The organism is Enterococcus sp. FSL R5-0957, assembly GCF_038008005.1.
In the GTDB taxonomy this organism is placed as follows: domain Bacteria; phylum Bacillota; class Bacilli; order Lactobacillales; family Enterococcaceae; genus Enterococcus_B; species Enterococcus_B faecium.
The window spans coordinates 924,605-949,515 of record NZ_JBBOYG010000001.1 but is presented as its reverse complement, the minus strand read 5'-3'; the positions used below and the strand labels follow the sequence as shown (position 1 = coordinate 949,515).

General features: G+C 38.4%; 24 protein-coding genes and 5 pseudogenes. 4 read left to right on the top strand and 25 right to left on the bottom strand.

The features are described 5' to 3' along the window. Positions 1–100: 100 nt before the first annotated feature. From budA to MKX69_RS04510, 8 genes and pseudogenes are all read right to left on the bottom strand, one after another. Entirely contained in the window at positions 101–811 is a 711-nt protein-coding gene (budA, locus tag MKX69_RS04550) for an acetolactate decarboxylase (protein ID WP_002289619.1), read from the bottom strand. Positions 812–823: 12 nt separating this feature from the next. Then, positions 824–2,488: an acetolactate synthase AlsS gene (gene alsS, locus MKX69_RS04545; RefSeq protein WP_002297645.1), complete on the bottom strand. Its 1,665-nt coding sequence runs from the start codon at positions 2,486–2,488 to the stop codon at positions 824–826. Between the two features lie 205 nt (positions 2,489–2,693). Further along, positions 2,694–3,356: a DUF624 domain-containing protein gene (locus MKX69_RS04540; protein WP_341009003.1), complete on the bottom strand. Its 663-nt coding sequence runs from the start codon at positions 3,354–3,356 to the stop codon at positions 2,694–2,696. 9 nt (positions 3,357–3,365) lie between these two features. Then, positions 3,366–4,182: pseudogene (locus tag MKX69_RS04535) on the bottom strand (carbohydrate ABC transporter permease). 64 nt (positions 4,183–4,246) lie between these two features. Beyond that, positions 4,247–5,142: pseudogene (locus MKX69_RS04530) on the bottom strand (carbohydrate ABC transporter permease). Positions 5,143–5,194: 52 nt separating this feature from the next. Next, positions 5,195–6,454 (bottom strand): ABC transporter substrate-binding protein, encoded by a 1,260-nt coding sequence (locus MKX69_RS04525; RefSeq protein ID WP_341009001.1) that lies wholly within the window; start codon positions 6,452–6,454, stop codon positions 5,195–5,197. Positions 6,455–6,482: 28 nt separating this feature from the next. Further along, positions 6,483–6,797: pseudogene (locus MKX69_RS04520) on the bottom strand (glycoside hydrolase family 88 protein); the annotation flags it as partial. Between the two features lie 290 nt (positions 6,798–7,087). Then, positions 7,088–7,381: a DUF2087 domain-containing protein gene (locus MKX69_RS04510; protein WP_002326900.1), complete on the bottom strand. Its 294-nt coding sequence runs from the start codon at positions 7,379–7,381 to the stop codon at positions 7,088–7,090. Between the two features lie 36 nt (positions 7,382–7,417). On the opposite strand from MKX69_RS04510, the pseudogene MKX69_RS04505 reads away from it, so the two are divergent. Further along, positions 7,418–7,603, top strand: a pseudogene (locus tag MKX69_RS04505) (hypothetical protein). 35 nt (positions 7,604–7,638) lie between these two features. Here MKX69_RS04505 and rplS read toward each other — a convergent pair. From rplS to MKX69_RS04455, 10 genes are all read right to left on the bottom strand, one after another. Continuing rightward, positions 7,639–7,986, bottom strand: coding sequence for a 50S ribosomal protein L19 (gene rplS / locus MKX69_RS04500; protein WP_002286913.1), 348 nt, complete (start codon positions 7,984–7,986; stop codon positions 7,639–7,641). Positions 7,987–8,121: 135 nt separating this feature from the next. Next, positions 8,122–8,883: a tRNA (guanosine(37)-N1)-methyltransferase TrmD gene (gene trmD, locus MKX69_RS04495; protein ID WP_002293717.1), complete on the bottom strand. Its 762-nt coding sequence runs from the start codon at positions 8,881–8,883 to the stop codon at positions 8,122–8,124. Then, positions 8,873–9,394: a ribosome maturation factor RimM gene (gene rimM / locus MKX69_RS04490; protein ID WP_341008996.1), complete on the bottom strand. Its 522-nt coding sequence runs from the start codon at positions 9,392–9,394 to the stop codon at positions 8,873–8,875. The genes trmD and rimM overlap by 11 nt, the downstream gene beginning before the upstream one ends. A 169-nt stretch (positions 9,395–9,563) precedes the next feature. Next, entirely contained in the window at positions 9,564–10,355 is a 792-nt protein-coding gene (locus MKX69_RS04485) for a hypothetical protein (protein WP_341008994.1), read from the bottom strand. Positions 10,356–10,478: 123 nt separating this feature from the next. Continuing rightward, entirely contained in the window at positions 10,479–10,730 is a 252-nt protein-coding gene (locus MKX69_RS04480) for a KH domain-containing protein (protein WP_002290277.1), read from the bottom strand. Positions 10,731–10,741: 11 nt separating this feature from the next. Further along, positions 10,742–11,017: a 30S ribosomal protein S16 gene (gene rpsP, locus MKX69_RS04475; RefSeq protein WP_002290274.1), complete on the bottom strand. Its 276-nt coding sequence runs from the start codon at positions 11,015–11,017 to the stop codon at positions 10,742–10,744. A 122-nt stretch (positions 11,018–11,139) separates the two neighbouring features. Beyond that, entirely contained in the window at positions 11,140–11,910 is a 771-nt protein-coding gene (locus MKX69_RS04470) for an ABC transporter permease subunit (RefSeq protein WP_104807741.1), read from the bottom strand. Further along, entirely contained in the window at positions 11,907–12,809 is a 903-nt protein-coding gene (locus tag MKX69_RS04465; RefSeq protein ID WP_202765412.1) for an ABC transporter ATP-binding protein, read from the bottom strand. The genes MKX69_RS04470 and MKX69_RS04465 overlap by 4 nt, the downstream gene beginning before the upstream one ends. After that, on the bottom strand, positions 12,809–13,009 hold the full coding sequence (locus MKX69_RS04460; protein ID WP_081185936.1) for a PLDc N-terminal domain-containing protein: 201 nt from the start codon (positions 13,007–13,009) through the stop codon (positions 12,809–12,811). The genes MKX69_RS04465 and MKX69_RS04460 overlap by 1 nt, the downstream gene beginning before the upstream one ends. A gap of 1 nt (position 13,010) precedes the next feature. After that, positions 13,011–14,123 (bottom strand): helix-turn-helix domain-containing protein, encoded by a 1,113-nt coding sequence (locus MKX69_RS04455; RefSeq protein ID WP_202779506.1) that lies wholly within the window; start codon positions 14,121–14,123, stop codon positions 13,011–13,013. Positions 14,124–14,302: 179 nt separating this feature from the next. On the opposite strand from MKX69_RS04455, the gene MKX69_RS04450 reads away from it, so the two are divergent. Then, a complete protein-coding gene (locus MKX69_RS04450) occupies positions 14,303–14,857 on the top strand; it encodes an NADPH-dependent FMN reductase (protein WP_002290264.1) in 555 nt (184 codons plus the stop codon). A gap of 208 nt (positions 14,858–15,065) precedes the next feature. Here the strand turns inward: MKX69_RS04450 and MKX69_RS04445 are convergent, their stop codons facing one another. The 5 genes and pseudogenes from MKX69_RS04445 to MKX69_RS04425 all read right to left on the bottom strand — a co-directional run bounded on the left by MKX69_RS04445 (position 15,066) and on the right by MKX69_RS04425 (position 18,529). After that, positions 15,066–15,587 carry a dihydrofolate reductase family protein gene (locus MKX69_RS04445; protein ID WP_002348529.1) on the bottom strand — a complete coding sequence of 174 codons (522 nt, stop codon included), beginning with the start codon at positions 15,585–15,587 and terminating at the stop codon, positions 15,066–15,068. Between the two features lie 18 nt (positions 15,588–15,605). Beyond that, a complete protein-coding gene (locus MKX69_RS04440; RefSeq protein ID WP_341008984.1) occupies positions 15,606–16,178 on the bottom strand; it encodes a DNA-3-methyladenine glycosylase I in 573 nt (190 codons plus the stop codon). Between the two features lie 111 nt (positions 16,179–16,289). Continuing rightward, positions 16,290–17,708: a signal recognition particle protein gene (gene ffh / locus MKX69_RS04435; RefSeq protein ID WP_002293709.1), complete on the bottom strand. Its 1,419-nt coding sequence runs from the start codon at positions 17,706–17,708 to the stop codon at positions 16,290–16,292. 20 nt (positions 17,709–17,728) lie between these two features. Continuing rightward, on the bottom strand, positions 17,729–18,067 hold the full coding sequence (locus MKX69_RS04430; protein WP_002293708.1) for a putative DNA-binding protein: 339 nt from the start codon (positions 18,065–18,067) through the stop codon (positions 17,729–17,731). Then, a pseudogene (locus MKX69_RS04425) lies at positions 18,027–18,529 on the bottom strand (DUF523 domain-containing protein). Before MKX69_RS04425 ends, MKX69_RS04430 begins: the two are co-directional and overlap by 41 nt. 130 nt (positions 18,530–18,659) lie before the next feature. Here MKX69_RS04425 and MKX69_RS04420 point away from each other — a divergent pair. Both MKX69_RS04420 and MKX69_RS04415 read left to right on the top strand, forming a co-directional pair. Further along, the gene (locus tag MKX69_RS04420) at positions 18,660–19,364 is read left to right on the top strand and encodes a response regulator transcription factor (RefSeq protein WP_002293705.1); all 705 of its coding nucleotides are present in this window, start codon (positions 18,660–18,662) and stop codon (positions 19,362–19,364) included. Continuing rightward, positions 19,361–21,097 carry an ATP-binding protein gene (locus tag MKX69_RS04415; protein WP_341008980.1) on the top strand — a complete coding sequence of 579 codons (1,737 nt, stop codon included), beginning with the start codon at positions 19,361–19,363 and terminating at the stop codon, positions 21,095–21,097. The genes MKX69_RS04420 and MKX69_RS04415 overlap by 4 nt, the downstream gene beginning before the upstream one ends. 102 nt (positions 21,098–21,199) lie before the next feature. Here MKX69_RS04415 and MKX69_RS04410 read toward each other — a convergent pair whose 3' ends face one another. Further along, a complete protein-coding gene (locus MKX69_RS04410; protein WP_341008978.1) occupies positions 21,200–23,674 on the bottom strand; it encodes a cation-translocating P-type ATPase in 2,475 nt (824 codons plus the stop codon). A gap of 324 nt (positions 23,675–23,998) precedes the next feature. Then, on the bottom strand, positions 23,999–24,889 hold the full coding sequence (locus MKX69_RS04405; protein WP_002289807.1) for a phosphate ABC transporter substrate-binding protein PstS family protein: 891 nt from the start codon (positions 24,887–24,889) through the stop codon (positions 23,999–24,001). Positions 24,890–24,911: the final 22 nt, after the last annotated feature.

Genomic DNA, 24,911 nt, shown 5'->3' with positions numbered 1-24,911 from the left:
AGAAGATTATAGCTCAGTTTTTTTGTAAACGCTAGGTTTCCTCCTCAAAAAAACGAGATACGTCAGGTTAATCACCTTGAACGCATCTCGCTGTCTTTTTCTATTCTGCTTGTTGGATTTCTGCTGCTAAATCAGCATAATCAATCGTTTCGTGAACAAAAGTCGGATCATCAACTGGAAAATGCTGTACAAGGGACGAGATGCGGCTAATCTCAACTTTTCCTTCAGCCACTTCAAAATCCATTACATGTCCGCCAAATGTATGTGTATCATCGATAAAATGCAGGTGAAATCCCGCTGCAGCAACTCCTTGGAATAATTCAGGCGTAAAGAACCCGACTAATGTTCCTTGGACATTGCTTTGTTGGAATTCTGGTTGAGACTCTGAAATTTTTGCTAGTCTTCTGTAAGGTTTTTCTTGCTTCGGCATGATACGGATGTGCATATTTTTGAATAATCCAGTTATCTTCACTGCCAAAAATAGGTTTTCCCCGGCTTCTCTTACTAATATGTCTTTTTTCAATTGTTCTCCATCTGCAGTTTTTGAGACAGAAAAACTAGTATCCGGCGTAAAATCTGTAATTGCTGCATAGGGGGTAAGTTCACTTCCATCTAATTGGGCAACTGAGCCATCTGATCTTCCTTGATAAGCTACGCCATCTAAAAAGATGACTTCACCATCAAGCCCATGCAATGTTCCCAATCCCAGAGTTCCTTTTTCTAATATATGAGCAATCGTTTCTGTTCCATCCATCAAGCCGGCCATCAAAGCTCCTAATGTCCCGTGCTGGTATAAGATTTTTTCAGTCATGTCGACACTTCCTTAATAGAATTGATCTGGTAAGATTGTTTCTCCCAATTTCTCATTATCACGGTAATCAATCGGAATATCAATAATTACGGGTCCTTCTGTCGCAAATCCTTCTTCTAAAGCTTTTTCTAATTCCTCTACACTTGTAGCTCGGATTCCTTTAGCGCCAAAAGCTTCTGCATATTTCACAAAATCAACTGGACCAAAGTCTACACCTGACGCCCGCTGATATTTCATTTTTTCTTGGAACTCTACCATATTGTAGTGTCCATCATTCCAAATCAAATGAACGATATTCAATTTTTTACGTACCGCCGTTTCTAAATCCTGGGCAGAGAATAAAAATCCCCCATCGCCGGAAACTGATACGATTTGTGTATTTGGACGCACCAATGCAGCAGAAATCGCCCATGGCAATGCAACACCAAGCGTTTGCATACCATTACTGAATAACAAATGACGAGGTTCATAACTTCTAAAGTGGCGTGCCATCCAAATATAATGACTACCTACATCTACGGTAACAGTCATATCATCTGTTACTTTTGACTGAAGCGTGTTAATAACTTCTAAAGGATGCAAGATACCTGCTTCTCCTTTTGATTGAACAATGTCCCGCTCCGTTAATTTTGCTTGAAGAGATGCTAAATATTCTTTTGCATCTTCTGACACTTGTTGAGGCTCTAATGAACCTGTCAATAAATCAAGAGTGGCTGAGATATCACCGATCAATTCTCTTTCAGGCTGCATAAAAGGATCGATTTCAGCTGGCGCTTCATCGATCACAATGATCCGCGCATCTTTTTCCGCATTCCAGTTTCTTGCTTCATATTCGATTGGATCATAGCCAATTGCAATAACTAGATCACTTCGTTTCAAAAGCATATCTCCTGGTTGGTTTCTAAATAAACCCACACGACCAAAGAAATGCGCTTCTAATTCACGTGAGATCACTCCAGCTGCTTGGAATGTCTCTACAACAGGCAATGCTGTCTTTTCAACTAATTGCCTGATGGCTAACGTTTCTTTTTCACTTGATCCTCGCATACCTACTAATAGTACCGGTAGTTTTGCTTCTCTAATGCGTTCAGCTAGGTAACGGATATCATCTGCAGAAGCAGAACCTAATTTAGGATCGCTCAATGGCTTGATGACATTACCTTGGACAGGTGCATCCACTACATCTTGCGGGATACTGATAAAGCTCGCGCCTTTTTTTGAACTCTTAGCCATACGATAAGCATTGGCAATCACTTCTGAAATTGTTTCTGGATCTTGGATTTCTGCACTGTATTTTGTGATTGGCTGGAACAGTGCTGCATTATCCATGCTTTGATGGGTCAACTTCAATAGATCGCTTCGTTTTACTTGTCCGGCAATTGCTAAAACTGGGTCACCTTCTGCTGTCGCTGTTACCAAACCTGTAGCTAAGTTACTAGCACCAGGACCACTTGTTGCGATAACTACTCCTGGCTCTCCTGTAATACGTCCGATTGCTTGTGCCATAAATGCAGCATTTTGTTCGTGACGAGTCACGATTAATTCAGGACCTTGATCCTCTAATTCATTAAATACACCATCGATTTTTGCACCTGGTATACCGAATACATAATCAACATGATGATTAATCAAACTTTCTACTACAGATTTCGAACCTTGTTTCATTTTTTCAGCCATTGAACATCGTCCTTTTTATGCTTTATTTTTAATTATTAGTTAGAAATAATCACAAATAAGTGATACAGTTTCTAAACCTGTTTCATTCAAAAGTATAGCACGTTTTATTTCATTTGTTTAGCCATATGTTTCAAAAAATGAAAAAGAATGACAGTTTTTACATAAAAAACTGTCATTCTTAATTGAAAGTTTCAATTTATAAAGTCTACAGATCCATAGTTCTCATCAATTTACGATTGTTGAAGTAAATCAAACCAAATACGATAGAAGGACCTAGTAGAATACACCATTGGGGCTTTACGAAAAAGAAGAGAAACAAACTTGTCAATAGTAAAAAATCTAGTAAACTCACATACCATTTTTTCAACGTATAGTAGAACGCTATCCGTAGAACTTGATTTGGTTTCGACGCTGGATTTCTCACCTGAAAATACCAGCAGTTGATGCTAAAGGAAACTGATAAACAAGCAAGTAAAACAAACAACGGAATCAACCATTTTCCATAAGAAAAACGTATAAAAAAGAAACAATCAAAAATCATTATCACACTAACTATCCAAGCAAATAGCCAATAAAAAAATCCCTTTAGCCAAAATTGGCGAAACGTCTTTATGAACAAACGTACTGGTGAAAAACTTTTTTCTTTTGCTAATTCTTCTGTCATACCTATCATCACGATGCAACCTGGACCAATAAAAAGTAAAGAAAAAATAAAGGAAAAGACATTCCTTCCATCTATCGACAAAAGGAACGCAGCTGCTATATACAAGATATTGACACACCAAAAACAAAGGCTACTTGCCAATGATTGATACAACCAATAAAAGAATTCCATATAAATATTTTTGTCAAAACGCTGCTCTTTCATAATCACCTCCTATTCCTTCATTCCTGATGAAGCGATCCCTTCTACAAAATATTTTTGCATCGCTAAAAATATAAAAGCAACAGGAAGAACAGAAACAACTGAGGCAGCCATGATTAATGCGTACTCTGCATCAAATAGCCCAATAAACATTTTCAACCCTAACTGGATTGTTTTATTTTCCGTAGAAGACAAATAAATGAATGGCCCCATATAATCGTTCCATGTATTAACGAATGTGATGATCGTCAAACTGGCAATCGCCGGTTTTGTAAGAGGTAAAATGATCTTGCGATAGATTTCCCACTCTGATAAGCCATCGATCCGCGCACTCTCACATAACGAATCTGGGATACTACTTGTAATATTGCTTCAACAAGAACACACCAAAAGCATTGAACGCTTGTAATAGCACCAACGACCACAACGTATCTGTTAAACCCACTTTTCTCATCACAATGAACTGCGGGATCATATAAGACTGCCAAGGGACAGCAATCGTGCCGATATATGCTAAAAATAAAATATCGCGCCCTTTAAAATTTAGTTTAGAAAACCCGTAAGCAGCAAAACTAGAAGTAAACAACTGAATCAACGTGATCACAACGCTTAAAAAAGCTGTATTCTTAAAAAATGTCACTAAAGGAATACGAGACCAAATAACCAGATAATTCTCTAAATGCCAAGTTTTAGGGATCCATTGAATCGGAATCGTGAACACTTCATTATTTGCTTTGAATGAAGCAGAAACCATCCATAAAAAAGGAATGATCGTCAATAAAGCTAATACAATCAGCAGAATCATACCCAACCATTGAATAAAGGGCATGTTTTTTGAACGAATTTTTGCTTTTTTTCTTTCATTTCGAACACTCTCTTCCATATCACACCTCCTAAGTACGACGCTTATTCCAAGAAAATTGAACAACCGTAACGCCCAAAACAATTACGAACAAAACAAGTGAAATAGCTGAAGCATAACCAAAATCAAATTTTTTGAATGCTTCATTGTAGATTTGGTAAACCAGCACATTTGTCGCTCGACCAGGGCCGCCATCCGTCATCACTTGCACAAGGTCAAACACCTTGAAACAATTGATGACAAGCATGATCGTTACAAAGAAGGTTGTTGGTCTCAACGAAGGTAATGTCACATTCAAAAATTGTTTCCAACGGTTTGCTCCATCTAGCGAAGACGCTTCATATAGTTCTTTTTGGATACTTTGTAGTCCTGCAAGGTATAGAATCATGTAATAACCCATCCCTCGCCAAATACTGACAATTACAATTGCCCAAAGCGCCCAATTTGAACTTGAAGTCCAACCTGGAGGTGTTCAATAAATCGTCTTAAAAAGATATTAATAGGTCCCACTGTTGGATGAAACAACATATTCCAAACAACAGCAATTGCTACTAAGGAAGTAACATACGGAAAGAAAAATATCGTACGAAAAAGCTTCATCCCTCTAATTTTCTGATTTAGTAGTAAAGCTAGCCCTAACGAACAAACAAGTGTGCCAGGCACTACAGCAGCGGTATATAAAAAAGTATTTTTCAAAGAAATCCAAAATGTCTCATCGTTGGCCATTTTACGAAAGTTATCTAGTCCAGCAAATTCTGGCGTTGAAAAAGAATCCCATTTCATAAATGCTAGTACAAGCGAAAACAGGATTGGTATTAATGTAAAAACGAAAAAACCAATGAAATTCGGGGCGATAAACGAATAAGCGATCCACGTTCGTTTTCTACGCAAATGATTTGTAGCTTTCTTATTTATACTATTCTCCATTTCGATGACGAAACCAAGAGTGTTTGATCTCTTGGCTTCTCTCCTTTCATGATTATTCTTTTTCCGCAGCTACACGTTTCTCCATATTTACCGTTCCTTTTTCCGGCGTTTCATCTCCAACCAAAACTAAGTCATGTTCTTCTTGTAAAATCTTATCGATTGCAGGCCCATACGTATCAATCGGAAATTCAAGTTTGATTTCATCAGGAGAAAAAGCTTTTTTAGAAATTTCATCCGTTGGCATTCCAGCGAGATTAAAATAAAGCTGATCAATCTCATCCGTACGATATGAAGGAACTACTCCTACTCCTGCTAATACTTTTGCTCCTTCTTCACTGGCTGCAAATTCAATAAATTCTTGCGCCGCTTTTTGTTTCTTTGAGTTTTTATTGACAGCAAATGCTGTTGGTGAGCCAAACGTCGTGACCGATTCTCCTTTTTTCTTCTGAGGAATAGCTGTAATTCCCCATTCTACTTCTGTCTTACTTGCTTCTTTGTTTGCGAGTATGCCAGCCATATAACAAGTTCCCATGTACATCATTGCTGCTTTTTGTTCTTCAAATTGAGACTGATAGGTTACTTTCGTTGATTTAGCCGTGCCAAAATCCATCTGCGCGCCTTCTTTTTGCATCCTCAATGCTCGATCATAATAATCAGTCATATATTGATAATCTGGTTCAACAAGATTCGCCTCGTTTTGAGCAGCTGCAATAGCTTGGATTGTCGAACGCCAGATATGTTGATATGCTCCGTAAACTTGTCCGTCATTTTTACTAAGTTTTTTTGCTAAATCTTCATATTCGTCCCAAGTTAGATTTTTTGGATATTCGATTCCTGCATCATCAAACATTTTCTTATTGTAATATAGTACCCAAAAGTCCGTTCGATATGGCAATGCATATGTTTTTCCATCGATATCATACATTTCATATGTTTCTTCAGCAGCATCAGTGTCTAATTCTCTAATTCGTTCTGTTTGATCGACTAACTGATCTCGTAAAGCATAATTTGAATACGACAAAAGATTTTTCATCGTCAATACATCTGTCGTGTCTCCAGAAGAAAGCATCGTGGTGAGTTTCGTATCATAATCATCTGAAGCAATATCTACTGCTTTCACTTTGATTCCCGTTTTCTTTTCGAATGCTTCAAAGAGCGCTTTGAATTCAGGTGTTGTTTCATAATTCCATGTCGAAACGGTAATTTCATTTGCTGATTCTTCACTACTGTCTTCTTGATTACCACAAGCACCAAATACGAGTGACATTCCTAAAACTATTGATCCAATCATCATTTTTTTCCATCGCTTCATTATATGAATCCTCCTCTTCTCTTATACATCACCAGTAACAGTACCATGTTTTAGCTAGACGAGTGATCCCTTCTACATAAAAGTAATCGCCCCAGATCACACATTCATCTACACCTTTTAAGCTGTTTTTATCATAAACGGCATGGAGAAGCAGACCGTTTGATCCGTTAACTCGTTTCGTTGTATAGTTTTTCTGTAATTCTTCCAAGATTTTGATTGCTATCTCTTCGTAATCGAAATGACGAGGATCTGAAACAGGCAGTTGTTTGGAAAGTTCTAGCAATCCACATGCCGCTATAGCTGCTGCAGAACTATCTTTTTCCTCTTTGCTATCTTCTTTGAATCTAATTTTAGGAGGTACGTTTTGGTATTTATTCGTACAAATAAAAGAGAATTATCTTTATTCATGTAACGCATCCAATTGATTTTTTCATGTACGCTCCTGGAACGATTTTACTGACGATTGCTTATTTAACTGCGAATCGCTCATTAGCTTTTATCATAGCTATCCATATTTTGAATAACGTTCTTGGCTTTGTATTATAGATACAGATGACAAAAAAAGTTCAAGTATGCGGTGTAGAACCAATATCGCATACTTGAACTTTTTTCAATGAGTATAAATTAAAACTTCTAATTTTCAATTCCCATCATCTGATATGCCCGACCGTCTGAACTTCTTTTGAAAAAGCCAAATGTGATTAGATAACGTCTTTGTTCGACATAATCGCCACTAGAAAATACGTTCAGCAGTATCGAATTAACCTCTGTTTCTGTATAAGTCACTCCATGGTCAAAGCGTTTCAAGACTTCTTTCAATAGGATGTTTTTCTTTTTTGTTGAACTTGGTACTTGTTTTACTTTTCCATCATTCATGAATGTGTCTAAAACTTTCATTTTTTCTTGCTCCGTATAAGTATAAACCATCTTCTTTCTCCTTTTGATTTTAAGAATACTCCATTTATGTTAGAATATTCTGGATTTTTTATTAAAGCGGTTACTCTTAAGAAAGATATTATCATAGTGCTCTTTTTTTACTACTACTTATAGGTAGATTTATTCTAATCCATTATTCTCCCCTACCAATAATTAAAGAAAAAAACTGGATCAGGGTGTTCAAATTACATGCTAAGAAAAAAGAACCCTTGAATACCAAGGGTTCTTTCTCAGTCTGATAACAATGATTAACGACGGATTTCTTTGATACGAGCAGCTTTTCCGTGTAATGCACGTAGGTAGTACAATTTTGCACGACGTACTTTACCGTAGCGAACTACTTCGATTTTTGCAACACGTGGTGTATGCAATGGGAATGTACGTTCAACGCCCACTCCGTTAGAAACTTTACGTACTGTATAAGTTTCGCTGATTCCAGCACCGCGGCGTTTGATAACAACACCTTCAAATAACTGGATACGTTCACGAGTACCTTCAACAACTTTTGCGTGAACACGCACAGTGTCACCAGGGCGGAACGCTGGGATGTCAGAACGTAATTGTTCTTTTGTTAATTCTTCGATTAATGGATTCATGGTTTTCTTCTCCTTATTCCAAATATTCTTATGAGCTTTTCTCACAGCGGAATATCGTAATAGTTAAGTGCTTTTGCACTCACCATAAAATACTAACATATTATCAACCTACTGTAAAGAATATTTTAGAAAAAGTCACTTGGCTTCATCTGCTGTTTTTTCTTGTTCTTCTTTCTTGATTTCTTCTAAAAATTTCGTCATTTGAGGTGTCCATTCAAGTGTTTCCAAAAGATCAGGCCGACGTTGATAGGTCCTTCTTAGTGATTCTTTTAATTGCCATTCTTCAATCAATTTATGATTTCCATTTGTCAATACTTCTGGTACTTTCATCCCTTTATATTCTGCCGGGCGAGTATATTGGGGATGTTCCAATAAACCGGTTGAATAAGAATCCGTTTGAGCTGAAGTCTGATTCCCTAACACATCTGGCAAAAGCCGAACTGTTGCATCGATCATGACCATCGCACCTAATTCTCCCCCAGTAAGGACATAATCTCCTAAGGAAACTTCATCTGTCACTAATGTGCGGATACGTTCATCATATCCCTCATAATGACCACAAATGAATACTAAGTGTTCTTCTTGTGAAAATTCTTCTGCCATTTTCTGATCGAATCGTTTACCAGCTGGGTCAAGAAGAATTACTCTTTTTTTGACATCCGGTGCAGCTTTTTCAATGGCTTGGATGTTATCATAGATGGGCTGGACTTTGAGCAGCATACCTGCTCCACCGCCGTATGGATAATCATCTACTGTCTGATGTTTGTTATCTGAATAATCGCGGAAGTTAGAGATATTGATATCTAATAATCCTTTATCTACAGCCTTACCGATGATGGATTCCCCCATAGGACCTTCAAACATTCTTGGAAATAAAGTCAATACATCAATCTTCATCGTCAATCAGTCCTTCTGGAATTTCTACACAGACCACTCCAGCTTCTAAATCGACTTCTTTGACGACAGAAGCGATATATGGAAGCAATATATCAGCTTTTTTCGGACGTTGAACGACCCAAACATCATTGGCACCTGGTGACAAGATTTCTTTTACTTTACCTAACTCAGTTCCATCTTCTAATACATGCAGACCGATGATCTCATGGTAATAGAATTCATTTTCAGCTAGATCTACAGAGTTGTCTTTTGACACTTTTAATATGCCATCCCGATATTTTTCCACATCATTGATAGAAGGATGTCCTTCAAAACTCAATAAGTCAAAATTTTTATGTTTGCGATGACTTTTGACTGTTAATTCCACAGGTGCTTTTCCGTCTTGGAATAGTGTTAACACCGTTCCTTTTTTGTAACGTTCTTCTGGGAAATCCGTTGTTGAGATAACACGGACTTCGCCTTTGATACCTTGTGTGTTTACGATTTTTCCTACATTCAAGTATTCAGTCAACTTATATCCCCATTTCTTTTTTGTCTGTTTTATTTTAGCATGTGTGAAGAGGCAATTCTAGTTTTCTTTTAAGGTATTAAGCCAAAATTATGCAAAAATGCGGCGTGCTATTTTTGATTACTTCCTGTGACTTGGAGTTAAATGATGGGCTCAGATCAGCGCGCTGATTTCACAACCTCTTCATAGAAACTGCCATCTTCAACGCAGACATAGGATCTTGATGAGTGATCGTATAGGCATTTTTCGGTTCTTGCCAGCTTACTTCTACGGCTCGATTCGTCGTATCTCCCATATCAATAGTTATCTTACCAAATTGTTCAGGTGCTGGCAGCCTGTTTTCTTCCAAGTAGGCTACGATTTCTTTAGCTAACGGTAAGGGTTCTTGACCATCTATATTATTCCCACGGATCCGAATACGCCAATTTCCTTCTTGCCATTCAAGGTAGCTTGAACCTGCTGCTCCTTGCTGATACCCCGTGATTTGATGACCTAAATCCATTTTCTGCCCATTTGTATCGATCTCAAATGGCTGCAAGACTTGTATCGTTTCTTGACTAGAAGCAAACCCATATTGATAGAGATAAGTTGCAATAGGCGTTTCTTGATTCAATTCGTCAGCATTCAACCTGAGGGGACGATCTGATCCGTAATATAAAATAGAATAGCCTTGCTTTGTTTGTGCCGCTGCGACATTGAGATAGCCAGAAGAAATCGGTATATCTAAAGGCATGGGCACGTTTGGTTGTTGTTCTTTCAATTGGTTTAAAGCAGTCTTTTCCTCATTATTTGAGGTAGTCCTTGTTTGTTCAGTAGATGAAGCCGTTTTAGTACTACTTTTTTCTGTACTTGCAACAGTTTCAGATGTACTGCTTGATGGTTGCGTATTGTCTGATTTTCCAGTAATCAAACTGCAGGCGCTTAACAATAAGACAAACGGAATAAATAACATAGTATTTCTCATTATCTGCTCACTCCCTCCTATTATAAGGATACGCTTTCTTGCTTCTTTTGCCAAATAATCATTTCTTCAATTAATAAAAAAACAAAAAAGCTGTACTCGAAAATTCGAGTACAGCACGTTTATTTACTTTTCCTTATCATCGATGATATTCAAACGCACTTTTTTTGGTGCATTGATCCGAACACCGTAAACGATTGTGCGGATTGCTTTAGCAACACGCCCTTGTTTTCCGATGATACGGCCGATATCTTCAGGTGCCACTGTTAGGTTGTACTCGTAAAAATCTTTCGACTCTACGACATCTAACTTGACTTGATCAGGATAAGTGACTAGCGGACGAACGATTGTTAAGACTAAGTCGCTTAAATCTTTCATATCCGGTCACCTTATTTCTTTGAGAATTTAGCTTCGTGGTGTTTTTGCATAACGCCTTCTTTTGAAAGGATGTTACGTACAGTGTCAGAAGGTTGTGCACCTTTTGATAACCAGTCAAGAACTAAGTCTTCTTTTAAAACTACTTCTGCAGGGTCTTTCAAAGGATTGTAAGTACCTACAGTTTCGATGAAACGTCCATCACGAGGAGAACGTGAATCAGCTACGACGATACGGTAAAAAGGACTCTTTTTAGAACCCATACGTTTTAAACGGATTTTAACTGCCATTATTTATTTCCACCTCCATTGTTTTATTCACAAGATGTAGTGTAACAGTTTTTTTTTACCCTGTAAAGCTTTTTTTCTTTACAGCTTGATTAAATTCGATTTTTTTTAGGAAATAGCAGATTTTAGACTTCTTTTTTGTTAAAAACAAGCCACCCAGCTACGATGGATATGACGATAGAACAACACGTCACTGCTAATGACTGAGTATAATCTGTAAGGTGGATTTCTTTCGTAAGATAATTTGAGGAAGAAATCAAATAAGTCGGTACATATTCTGCTACTTTAGAGAACAACCCAGCACCATAACTCAGAATGACCGTTCCCCCACTAGCCAACAGAACCGCATAATTGGAAGAAAGAAAAGCTGAATAAAATAAAATCAATGAATAAAGCCAACAGCCAAAAAAATAATAAGTAAAACTGATAAATAAAGGATGGGAGATAATCGACTGGTCCCAATAATAAATCGTGTATGCTAGCGTAATACTATAACAGCACCAATAGCTGACACTCCAAAATAGTATACCCATGATCCATTTCGACAGAAATATCTTCCATCGCTTCATCCCTTTTGTCAGCAAGTTGATGATTGTTCCGTTTTGGTATTCGCTTGTCAATATCCCGCTGAATAAAAGAAGAAAGAAAATCAACAGCATCGGAATATTTTTATAAAATTGTGTCCATGAAGTCGTTGCATCAACTATGATTTTCTGAACAGAAATCCCTGACTCTGCCAGAGTTGTTGACATAGCTTGCACTAAATAAGGAGTCAATTTAGCTAGCAATGGATTCATTATACCGAAAATCACTGTGAGCGCACTTAGCGTGATGATTTTTCCAGTACGCCAGTTTTCCTTGAGCTCCTTTTTGGCGAAGGCAATGAGTTGTCTCATGATTGAACGACCTCCAAAAAGAGTTTTTCTAGCGTAGGTTCTTCCATCTGGACTGATTGGACTGGCAATTGATATTTGGCTAGCAAATCCATAGCAAAAAGCATTTCTTCTTTACTTTTTTGTGGATAAGCTATACGCAGGTCACTTCGGATCATCCCTCCAGGTAAAAGCTCTTCAAATTGTTCGCGCTCTTTTTTGGAAAAAAATACGATCTCAAACCCACTAGCATTTGTTTGCTTTTTCAATTCGTCCACTGATCCAGACAACACGATTTTTCCATTATCCAAAAAAGCAACTTTGTCACAGATACGCACCACATCAGATAAAATATGAGTAGAAAATAAAATCGTCGTTTGCTCTTTCACAGAGGATAAGATATCTAAGATTTCTTTTCGACCAACAGGATCAAGAGCAGAAGTTGGTTCATCGCAAATGAGTAATTTGGGCTCGTTCAACAATGCTTGAGCAATCCCTAAACGTTGTCGCATCCCTCTGGAAAATTTTTTGATCCGCTTCTTTTCATTCGACAGACCGACAAGTGACAACAGTTCATTGGTTTTTTCCTTTATCCGCTGTTTAGGCATTCCTGTGAGTTCGCCGCAAAAGATCAAATACTCAGAAGCGGTCATATAATCATAAAAAACCGGTACATCAGCTAAATAGCCGATTTCTTGATTGGTCGTTGTTTGTCCGTACCCTACTTCTTTTCCGTTCACTCGGATCGTTCCGCTGTCTTTTTTGATAAGACCTAAGATCAGTTTCATAGTTGTCGTTTTTCCAGCACCGTTTTTACCGATGAAACCAAAAATCGTCTGTTCATCTACAGAAAAAGATAAATCATCCAGCAATTTGTTTGTACCAAAAGACTTTGAGACTTTTTCAAGTGTCAAGATAGCCACTACGCATCCTCCTTGCCAAAAATCAAATAAAGGACAGGACCGATGAACTGCATACCAACAATAACAATAATCACCCATATCATTCGATTTCCATGTTTATATGCAGAATGTGTAAAGATATGATGAAGTACATAAATAAGTAATCCAAACTGTACAATGATTAAAGGAATTAAAAACGGAAGAAATTCTTTGATGTCCATATTACTCGCCTGCCAATCGTTTTTTTAGTTTTACAATTTTTGATTTCTCAATTTGTTGAAAAATCGGATTTTCTAATGCACTCAATGCCCCTTCCCTAATGATTTTCGTGTCTCTTATTTGCTGTACCCCAAGATCTGCTCCTTCAAATATCTCAGTTATCTCATCAAAATACCTATCACCATGAAGGATCCTGCCTTCCTCACTTAAAAGTATAAGTGTCAAATCCACAAACTGTTTTAAACACTTTATTACTTGTTCTTTTTTTTCATGTTTCGCATAAGCACAGGCTGCAGCGTAAGAAAATTGAGCACAACTGTTGGGATGGACCGCCGTCAGGTTGAATGCTTGGATCACAGCATCTATTCTATTGACAGTTTCTTCTATAACTGGTAATTGAATGATTTGAATCAATAGATAATGAGTGGCTGAAGATACGAGATTGATTAAATGAGAAAACATGCTGAATTGAGTATAGCTTACCGCTTTTTTTGTTTGACCAGCGGCTCGGTACGCTTGGATAAGTAAGGTGTCGCTTTGCTGGGCAAAACGATAAGGGTCCGCTTTTTCTTCGATTTCAGATAAAGCTTCTTCTGGTTTGCCTAACTGGAGCATGACCGCTACTTTTAACAAAGAAGCATTATTGCATAGAGATAATTCTGTTGATTCTTCAACGATTTTCGTACATAACGCTTCTGCTTCAGACAGAATTGCTTGTTGTTCCTCCAGATCCTTTGTTAGCATAAAATGATTCAACCACAAAACGACTACTTGTAGAAGAAAAGGATAACATGAGTAATATTGTTTGACCGCTTTTCTACAGTCCTCCATCACATATTCAAAGGGCTCTTTAGAAAAAGCGGTGGTCCACTGCTGATAAAAGTGTCTGATTTGCTCTTTCGTCAATTGAGGATGATAGCCGAGCAGTTCATCAACAGACACATCAAAAAAACTGGCTAATTTAGGCAATATGAGTACATCAGGCATACTTTGGCCTGTCTCCCATTTGGAAACAGAAGCTTTTGTCACACCTATGAATTCGGCTAGAGTTTCTTGAGTCACGCCTTTTTTCTTTCGTAAATTTGCTACATTTTTCGATAATGATAATTCTTCCATCTTATCCCTCCTTTTTCTTCATTATATAGACTTTCTAAGAGGGTTGGCAATGGAGACTAACGATACTTCGCGATCATTTGTCAACTAAAACGAAACTTTTGCCAGTAAGTGTTTTTGTTTGCTCCAATTACTTATTTTTTGTAAGATTATTATAGATAGTTTGAAGGAGGAAAAATCGTATGACAAAAAAAATTGGATTTTTTATTGGTAGTTTAAGAAAAGATTCTTACAACAAAAAAGTAGCAGAAGCTTTTGCGAAATTGCTTCCTGAAGGGTACGAAAGTGTATTTGTAAAATTCGATGATCTGCCATTTTACAATGAGGATCTTGAAACCCCAGAAAAAGCTCCTGCTGAATGGACTCGTTTTCGTGAGGAAGTGAGCGGATTAGACGGTGTCGTTTTCGTTACTCCTGAATACAACCGCTCTGTGCCAGCAGTATTGAAAAATGCTTTAGATGTAGGCTCAAGACCTTATGGACACAGTGTTTGGGATCATAAACCAGGTTTAGTCGTTACTGCATCACCAGGTGGGATCGGCGGCTTTGGCGCAAACCACCATCTACGCCAATCACTTGTCTTTTTGAATGTGCCAACCTTGCAACAACCGGAAGCATATATCGGAAACGTTGCGAATCTAATTGATGAAAACGGCAATATCGTTGAAGGAACATTAAGTTTCTTCCAAACGATTTTAGATGCGTATCTAGATTTTTCTAACAAATTAGCAGAATAAAATCAGAACAATAATAAAAAAAGAGGCTGGGACAGAAGCGTTTAACTCCAAGAAATAAGAAGGAATTCACGAAAATTGCTTTTCAAATTTTTGTGAATTTCAGCTTATTTCTTGGAGTTGCTTCTGCTTCCGCCGTTTATATGTGTTTAGAGCGTGAGACAAAAGTAAAGAACACTTTTGTCTCACGCTTCTTTTGTTTTATTTGCTTCTACTTTCGTACATAATGTAATTCGATAAATTCACCGAATCGTGTCGTATCTAGCAATTCAAAACGTGCTTCATAGGTTCCTTTTTGGAATAAAGGGATTCCGTCCCCTAATAATACAGGGGCAATCTGGATATACCATTCATCAATCATTTGATGTTCTACTAACGGTTTGATCAATCGACCGCCACCCACGACCCATATATCTTTTCCTTCTGTCATTTGTAGATTTTTTAGAAAAGCAACAGGCTCTTCGTGTACGACCTCAGCATCTGGCAATTGTAATTGTGCATTGGTTGAAAAAACGAAATTCTTTTTCTCTGGATAAATTGCTTCGGTTTCCAAATATTTTTTTGCTTCTTGATAAGTTTTCCTGCCCATGATGGTCGTATCGATTGTTTCATAAAAAGCTTCATAAGTGGTTTGCTCACCTGTCGGAGTGTCAAAAAGCCATTGAAGGTCATCCGTTTTCGTTGCCAAATAACCATCTAAACTTACAGCGCCATAAAATATGATTTTTCGCATGCTTTATTCGCCCTTTCTTTATTTTCTGCCGATACGTACGACCTCCTCTTTGCGGAAACAACTGTCAAGGTGATCATTGATGATCCCGACTGCTTCTAAAAAAGCATAGATTGTCGTACTGCCAATAAATTTAAATCCTCTTTTCTTTAGATCTTTTGCTAATTCATCTGAAAGAGGACTTGTTGTTGGGACTTCTTCTTGTGAATGATAAGAAGAATCAACGATTTTTCCATTAGAAAACGACCAAAGATACTCTGAAAAACTGCCGATTTCTTCTTGAATTTTCAAGACTGCTTTGGCGTTTTGGACGGCTGCTTCGATTTTTCTTCGGTTACGAATAATTCCTTTGTTTTCCATTAGTTCACTGATTTTTGTTTCTCCATAATTTGCGACTTTTTTGATATCGAATCGATCATATGCTTCATCGAATGCTTCACTTTTATTTAAAATCGTCTGCCAGCTCAATCCGGCTTGATTAATATCAAGCATCAATTTTCGGAACAGCTTTTGGTCATCATATTCAGGAACACCCCAGACAGTATCATGATATTGCCGCATACTTTCTGTTTGTTCACTCCACGGACATCTCATCTGTGCCACCTCTTCGTTTAGAGTAATTGTATTAGTAAAGAATAAAAATTGCTGATAGAAAAGCTCCGGCAGTAGACATTTTCAGTCTGTACCGAAGCTGTTTTTTTCATCTTATTTCCGTTTTTTCTTTTTCTTCTTATTTTTCTTGATCATTCGATTCATCGCCATTTTGCCTAGTTTCCCTTTGACGCCTGAACCAAACATTTGGTCCATACCTGGGATGTTCATATCCCCTTTGGACATTTGCTGCATCATTTTTCTTGATTCCTTGAATTGTTTGATCATTCGATTCACTTCAACAACACTGTTTCCAGAACCGGCAGCAATTCGGCGACGACGGCTTGGGTTCAACAGATCAGGATTTGCTCTTTCTGCTGGCGTCATAGAATAAACCATCGCTTTTTTGCGTTCAACATCTTTTGGATCTACCTTGACGTTTTCGATTCCAGGGACTTGATTCATTCCTGGGATCATTTTGATTAGATCTTCCAGTGGGCCCATACCCATCACTTGATCAAGCTGTTCAATAAAGTCATTGAAATCGAATGAATTTTCCCGCATTTTCTGTGCAAGTTCTTCCGCTTTTTTCTCGTCATAGTCTTGCTGCGCTTTTTCAATCAATGTCAGCATATCCCCCATACCAAGGATACGGCTAGCCATACGATCTGGGTGGAATACTTCTAAGTCAGTCAATTTTTCACCAGAACCGATGAATTTGATTGGTGCGCCTGTCACTGAGCGGATCGATAGTGCTGCCCCGCCTCGAGTATCCCCATCAAGTTTAGTGATGACGACCCCTGTAATACCTAATTGCTGGTTGAAGCTATCAGCTACGTTGACGGCATCTTGACCAGTCATGGCATCGACAACAAGCAAAATCTCATTTGGTTGCGTCAATTCTTTGATTTGTTTCAACTCATCCATCAATGTTTCATCGATATGCAGACGTCCTGCCGTATCGATCAATACATAGTCGTTTTTCTTTTCTTTTGCTAACTCCATCCCTTGACGGACGATCTCTACCGGGCTGACTTCAGTTCCCATATCAAATACAGGAACGTCTAGCTGTTGACCTAATACTTTCAATTGGTCGATCGCAGCTGGTCGATATACGTCCCCTGCGATTAGGAGCGGACGAGCATTTTCATTTTTCTTTAAATAATTGGCTAATTTACCAGTAAAGGTCGTTTTACCTGCCCCTTGAAGACCAGCCATCATGATAACAGTTGGTATTTTTGGTGATTTATTTAACTCTGCTGTTTCAGAACCAAGTGTGATCGTCAATTCTTCATCAACGATTTTTACGATTTGTTGTGCAGGTGATAAACTTTCCAGCACTTCTGCCCCTACCGCACGTTCGCGTACGCGCTTAGTAAAATCTTTGACTACTTGCAAGTTAACATCGGCTTCTAGTAAGGCAAGGCGGATTTCCCGCATCATTTCTTTTACGTCAGCTTCTGATACTTTTCCTTTTTTTCTTATTTTTCCCATCGCCTGCTGGAGACGTTCAGTTAAGCTTTCAAATGCCATATTTTCTTCATTCCTTTTATTTATTCTTCGATTGCTTGAATTTGCTGTACATATTCAAGTAGTTTTTTATCTTCCGGGTACTTATCTGTAATATATGCAGTCATATTTTCCAATACCTGTTCTCGAACAATATAATTAGAAAAAAGATGGAGTTTTTTTTCATAATCCTCCAAGATCTTGCTTGTCCGCTTGATATTGTCATATACTGCTTGTCGGCTTACTTCGTATTCTTCCGCGATCTCACCTAATGAAAAATCATCTGCATAATATAATTCCATGTAGTTCATTTGTTTTTCTGTCAATAAGGTCGAATAAAATTCAAAGAGCGCGTTCATTCGATTGGTCTTTTCGATTTCCATTCTGCTCACCTCTAGTTTTCAGCCATTCTTCATCAGAGAGCACAGTCATTTTTTGCTGAATAAAATAAGCAGTAGCCACTCCGGCACCATTTTTTTTATTCCGGAAAAACTCCCGTCATAAATCGAATGGGTTCCGCATGAAGGGCTTTTTTCCTTCATGATGACTAGATCAATGTGTTTTTCCTGCAATTTTTGATAGGCTTTGATCGCGCCATTTTTGTACGCTTCCGTTACATCTTCGCCGCTTGTCGTCCATACTTTTGCTTGATCTTTCCACACATCGAATCCATTTCCACCAATGATTTCAGCGGGATCTCTAGGAATTGGTAATCCGCCGATCACTTCTGGACAGACCATGACAGCTTCTCCAGTTTCAACTAGTTCCATCAATTCTGGTACTTCTTTTTTCTGTCCATCATAGCGACAGGCCAGACCGCCTAAACATGCACTGATTCCAATCATTGACTGCTCTTCCTTTCTATTCAGCAAAGTGCCTTCCTATTATACCATTTATTTCTTTTGTAAAATAGCCCTTTGTACTGATTCTATGCTAAAATATAAACAGAATGAAACCTATTTAAAGGAGATTTGAATGAAAAAAATACTAGTTGTTGATGATGAACCTTCTATTGTAACGCTCTTGACGTTCAATTTGGAAAAAGAAGGCTACAAGGTAACCAGTGCCACAGATGGAGGCGAAGGATTAGAATTAGCATTAGAACAATCATTTGATTTCATCATTTTAGATGTGATGCTTCCAACGATGGATGGCATGGAGATCACTCAGCGGCTGCGTCAAGAAAAAAATGAAACACCGATTTTGATGCTGACGGCTAAAGATGACCAAGTGGATCGGATCATTGGCCTAGAAATAGGTGCTGACGACTATTTGACCAAACCATTTAGTCCTCGCGAAGTATTAGCCCGTATGAAAGCAATATTCAGACGGATTGAACCTCGTAAGCAATCAAAAGATGAAGCTGAGCCTGAATATCTATCGATTGGACAAATCACTGCTGATTTGACCAATTATCAAGTGACCGTAGACGACCATCTGATTGAACTAACACCGAAAGAATTTGAATTACTTGTTTATTTCATGAAACGAAAAGACCGTGTGATCGACCGAGACACATTGCTAGACCGCATTTGGAATTTTGACTTCGCAGGACAAAGCCGAATCGTAGATGTACACGTTAGTCATTTACGAGAAAAAATCGAGCGAGATCCAAAACATCCAAAGTACTTGGTGACTATTAGAGGATTTGGCTATAAGTTTCAGGAACCAAAACGATGAAATGGAAAAAAATTTATGAACGTCTCTTCTTTCTTATTCTTTTAGTTAGTTTGTTTTTTGGTGGCTGGCAATTGATTTCCCATTATTTTCAACAGCAGATCGTGGAACAGCAAGAAAGCTACCTGACAAAAAAAGCACAACTGCTGATCCGGCAATTAGATGTCGAAAACCTCCAAGCAGCGCAAAACAAAACTGCTTTGGAAGAATTCGTCCATCAGCCGAACGAACGGATTACTTTAATGGATGCTACTGGAAAGATCTTATTTGACACAAACAATGAAACATTGAATGAACAGCGAAACTCCCGTCCCGAAATCAAAGCCGTATTGAATGGTGGGAACCTAGGTAGCGCTTTGCGCAAAAGTACTACTTTGAATGAGGATCTTTTATATGTCGCATTACCAGTCAAAAAAAGTGGCCAGTTAGAAGCCATTTTACGTATCGCAGAACCGACAAGCGGTTTTTTACCGAGAACTGAGAGTTTTCGCCGTTGGGTCTTTTTCTTCTTTCTGTCTTTCTTCCTTGTTCTTGCAGGAATGATCTATTATCTGATCTATCAAAAAAACCAGCCATTGAAAACCGTGCTGCCCGTACTAAAAAAAATGGTGCAAAATCCTAATCAGGCGGAAGTAATCATGCAAACACCCGATCAATGGGAAGAATTGTATCAGACGATCAATGCGTTGAGCGAACAAATGAGTAAGATGTATCGGGCGTATACTACCACAGAAGAGCAATTATATACGTTACTGAACGAACTGATGATTGGCGTATTCCTGATTGATGATGCTGATTCTCGTTTACTACTGCTTAATCCAAAGATGCAGCTACATTTAAACGTGGTAAGCTATCAACCTGAACAGCGGTACACAGAAGTCATTCAAGAGCCAAAACTCATTCAGCTGATTCATCAAGTGACTCCTGAGCATCCGCTGATCCATCAGGAGATCACCCTTACAGAAGGTCGGCAGACATTAGACTTGAGTTTGCGCTACTTTACTAATTCAGAAGGTACCGGACAGATTCTAGGGGTGGCGTATGACTTAACGAAAGTGCGACGTTTAGAAAAGCTACAAAAGGATTTCGTTGGCAACGTCTCTCACGAATTAAAAACTCCTGTGACTTCACTGATTGGTTTTACCGAGACTTTACTGGATGGTGCAAAAGATGACCCGCAAACTCTGACTTCTTTTCTTGAGATCATGCAAAAAGATGCGATCCGGTTAGATAAACTGATTCGGGAAATCATCCAGCTGTCAAAAGATGGCGAGAATTCTTACGAGATCCAGACAATTTATACAGAACCTTATTTCCAGCAAATCGTTCAAAATTATCAGCCAATCATCGAAAAGAAACGGTTGACGATTCGATTGATTGGAAAGAACGAACCATTTACTACTAAAACAGATATCCTTTATCCAATTTTCAAAAATCTGATTGAAAATGCTGTCCAATATTCAAAAAGCGACAGCGAGATTATTATCCGCTATCAGGCAACAGATGATCTATCGTTTTCTGTCCAAGACTTTGGTATAGGTATCGACATTGAGGATCAGGAACGGATCTTTGAGCGTTTTTACCGCGTAGACAAGGCGCGAAGCCGGCATTCAGGCGGGACCGGATTAGGGTTAGCGATTGTAAAAGACTACGTGCAACTCCTTCATGGTACGATTACTGTAGACAGTCATCTTGGAACAGGTTCGACTTTCACCGTTACCATTCCGAAAATGTAAAAAAGAGCAACTGCTCGTGCGTTTTAAAGTTGGATGACTCATCCTGCTTCGAAAGATACACGAGTGGTTGTTCTTTTTTACTCTTTTTTGAGATACTTTTCGTCAATTTTCTCGTTTAAATATCGATAGAAATTTTTTAACTACGCGACTAAACGGCTTTTGCTCTTTTTCATTTTTACGTTCAAACAAATATTCTACCAATGTGGTCAAATGCCTAAAAATCGAATCTGCCGAGAAAAATAGAATGCTCAACAGCAAAAGTGATACAGCTGAGATACCGGTGATTGAAAACAGCTTATGCAAAAAGATGACCGAAAAAAAGTTACCGCTAGCACAGAAAAGAATGATCTGACTTCTGAATTTATTCAGCGGTGAACAGATTTTATAGAGAACGAGGAACCCTACTGCAATCAAAAGCATGGTAGATGCTGTAGAAACATCTGTTTTATTTAGATTCAAAGTCACCCCGCAGATCACCAACGCACCGACTACGATCATATCTGTTAGTCCACCTGGCACAGCTTTTTCCATCACATTCATGATGAATTTCCCTCTGATTCGCTTTTTGTTTTCTTCTAGAGCAAGCAAGAAAGATGGAAGTCCGATAGTAAACAAACTAATCAATGTGATTTGTGATGGTTCTAAAGGATAGGTCAGAGCAAAGATCACTGAAAACAGTGAGAGCAAAAAGGAGAAAATATTCTTCACTAAAAACAAGCTGGCTGATCGCTCAATATTGTTCACAACGCGCCGTCCTTCTGCAACAACTTCTGGCATGCGTGAAAAGTCAGAATCAAGTAAGACCACTTGTGAGGCCTGCATGGCGGCTTCATTTCCGGAAGCCATCGCTATACTGCAGTCTGCTTCTTTCATGGCTAGAATATCATTCACGCCATCACCTGTCATAGCTACTGTATTGTTACGACGCTTTAGCAATTGAACGAAGATTTTCTTTTGTTCTGGCTTGACGCGTCCAAAAACTGTATATTTTTCGACAGCTGCTTCATATTCTTCTTCTGATAATTTAGATGCATCAACGTACTGATCAGCATGTGAAATCCCTGCTTGGACAGCTACATTGGATACGGTGAGCGGATTATCTCCAGAAATCACTTTGATGGCTACTTGCTGTTTTTTGAAGTAATCAAATGTGGCTCTTGCTTCTTTTCTGATAGGATTAGCAATCAGAATATAGCCTAATGGTGTGACTGCTTCTGTCAATACTGGTTCTTCAAGAATCCCATCGTACACACCAAAGACCAACACGCGATAGCCTTTTTCAGCGAAAGAAATAAACTCTTCCGCATATTCCGGCAATTGATCGCGCAAAACCATTTCGGGCGCTCCTAAAACATACACCTTGTCTGCCAACGCTACACTGCTGAATTTTTGGACAGAAGAAAAAGGAATAACATGGTGATAGGATTGATCAGTGGTTTTTGTAAAATATGCTTTAACAGCTTCCATTGTTGCATTGTCTCCTGCCATCGCTTTTGCATAGTCAGCAATGCATGCTTCCAATTGATCTGACTGACTGATTATTTCTTGTTTTTTAGAGACGATCACTTTTTGAACAGACATTTTATTTTCTGTGATCGTTCCTGTTTTATCTACACAAAGGACATTTACCCTTGCCAATATCTCAATGCTTTTCATATTGTGTAAAAGAACTCTTTGCTTTGCTAGTTTAGTCGCACTTAATGCTAATGCAATCGTCGTCAGCAAGTACAGTCCTTCAGGTATCATACCGATCAATGCTGCTTCCATTGCAACGACACTTTCTTTGATCGTGTTTCCATTAAAAAAGTAACTTTGAGAAAAAAGCAGGATACCGATAGGAATAATGATGATCCCAATCCATTTGATCAATTGATTAAGAGAAGCAATCATCTCCGACTGTTCTCCTTCTCCCATTGTCTTGGCTTTGACTGTCAGCTGGGAAATATACGAATCTGCTCCAACTTTGTCTAATCGGGCGTAAGCTTTTCCGGAAACAATGAAACTGCCGGACATTAATGGATCGCCTATTTCTTTGGTTATTTCATCTGCTTCGCCTGTCAATAAAGCCTCATTAACTTGCAGTTTCCCTTCCACGACCTCTGCATCTGCTGGAATTTGATGTCCAGTCTCTAAAATAACAATGTCATCTATTACAAGGTCTTCTATATCTATTGTTTGTTCTATCCCGTCTCGTATGACATTGACTTTTGCTGTATTTAAAACATTTAGTTCGTCCAAGATCTTTTTGGATCGAATTTCCTGAAAAATGGCGATTCCTGTATTGGCTATGATAACTGGTAAAAAAGTCAAGTTCTTATAGGATTCTACTAAACAAAGCAAAATGGCTAAGATAAGAAAGATCAAATTGAAATACGTAAATATGTTTTCCAATACGATTTGCTGATTTGTTTTGAATGTGGGATCGACTGAATTATTTGCTGCACCTTTTTCTATTCGTTCCTTGACTTGATCTGCCGTTAATCCTTCTTTATACGATGGAAAAAGACGGATGACTTTATCTGATGATCTTTGTGTTACTTTCTTTTTTTTACTTCGATTTATCCATTTATTCTTCATGTGGCTACCTCGATTGATTTCGTTTTCTGGATATTTCCAAACTTCTCCTATCCAGTATAGAACAGATATGGAAAGTGTTCCTCACATTAAGCTTGCAAACACCTTTCATTCCTGTCATATAGCAAAAAAAAGCTACGACAGTTCTATGTCGTAGCTCTTTTTTTCGAATAAACGGTGTTCAATCAGCTGACCCTCGGTATTAGCTCAAAAAACGGCAAAATATGAGGAACTATTTTTCACAATTAAAGGAAAAATGTATATGTGGGGAAACATAGTTGATTTTTCCTTAATAGTAACGACTACCGTGGCATGTTTATCTGCTAGTTATTTGATATTTCCTTCGTGATCACGTTCTACTTCCATCATTGTGATTGGTAAATAGCCCAATTCTTTGACAGGTCCTTCTTGGATTTCTTCTGTCATCATGTAGTCTAAGAATTTTTGGACTTCAGGGGAAGGTTTTCCGTTCGTGTACATATGTTCATATGACCAGATTCCCCAGCTGTTATCTGCTACATTCTCTTCTTTTGGTTCTACACCGTCGATACTTAGTGCTTGTGTGGAATCATCGAGATATGAGAAAGCTAAATAGCTGATTGCTCCTGGTGTTTGACTTACCAGCTGCCGAACTGTTCCTGATGAATCTTGTTCTTGGGACTGCACAGGGGTAGCACCATCCAGTCCCCATTTTTCGAATGTCGCGCGGGTACCGCTGCCGTTTGCACGGTTCACGACGTTGATTTTTTGATCTTTCCCGCCAACTTCCTTCCAGTTAGTGATTTTTCCTGTAAAGATATCAATCAATTCCTGTTTGGTGATATCTTTGACATCTGTATCTTTATTGACGATTGGTGCCATCCCGACCACTGCTACTTTATGATCCACTAATTTTGAAGCATCAACTCCGTCTCTTTCTTCTGCAAATACATCAGAGTTTCCGATAGTAACTGCTCCAGCTTCGACTTGGCTCAAACCAGTTCCGCTTCCTCCTCCTTGTACAGAGATTTGATAATTTGGATTTTCTTGTACAAAGCTTTCTTGTGCTGCATCGACTAACGGCTGTAATGCTGTCGAACCTACCGCAACGATTTTTACTTGTTCATTTGAGTCACTTGAATTATTTTGTGTGGCAGAGCCATCTGTATTTCCTGATCCTGAGCCGCATCCGGCTAAAAGAATTCCCATCATACCTAGAGTAAACAATACTTTTTTCATTTTATTGCTCCTTTCTTAATTA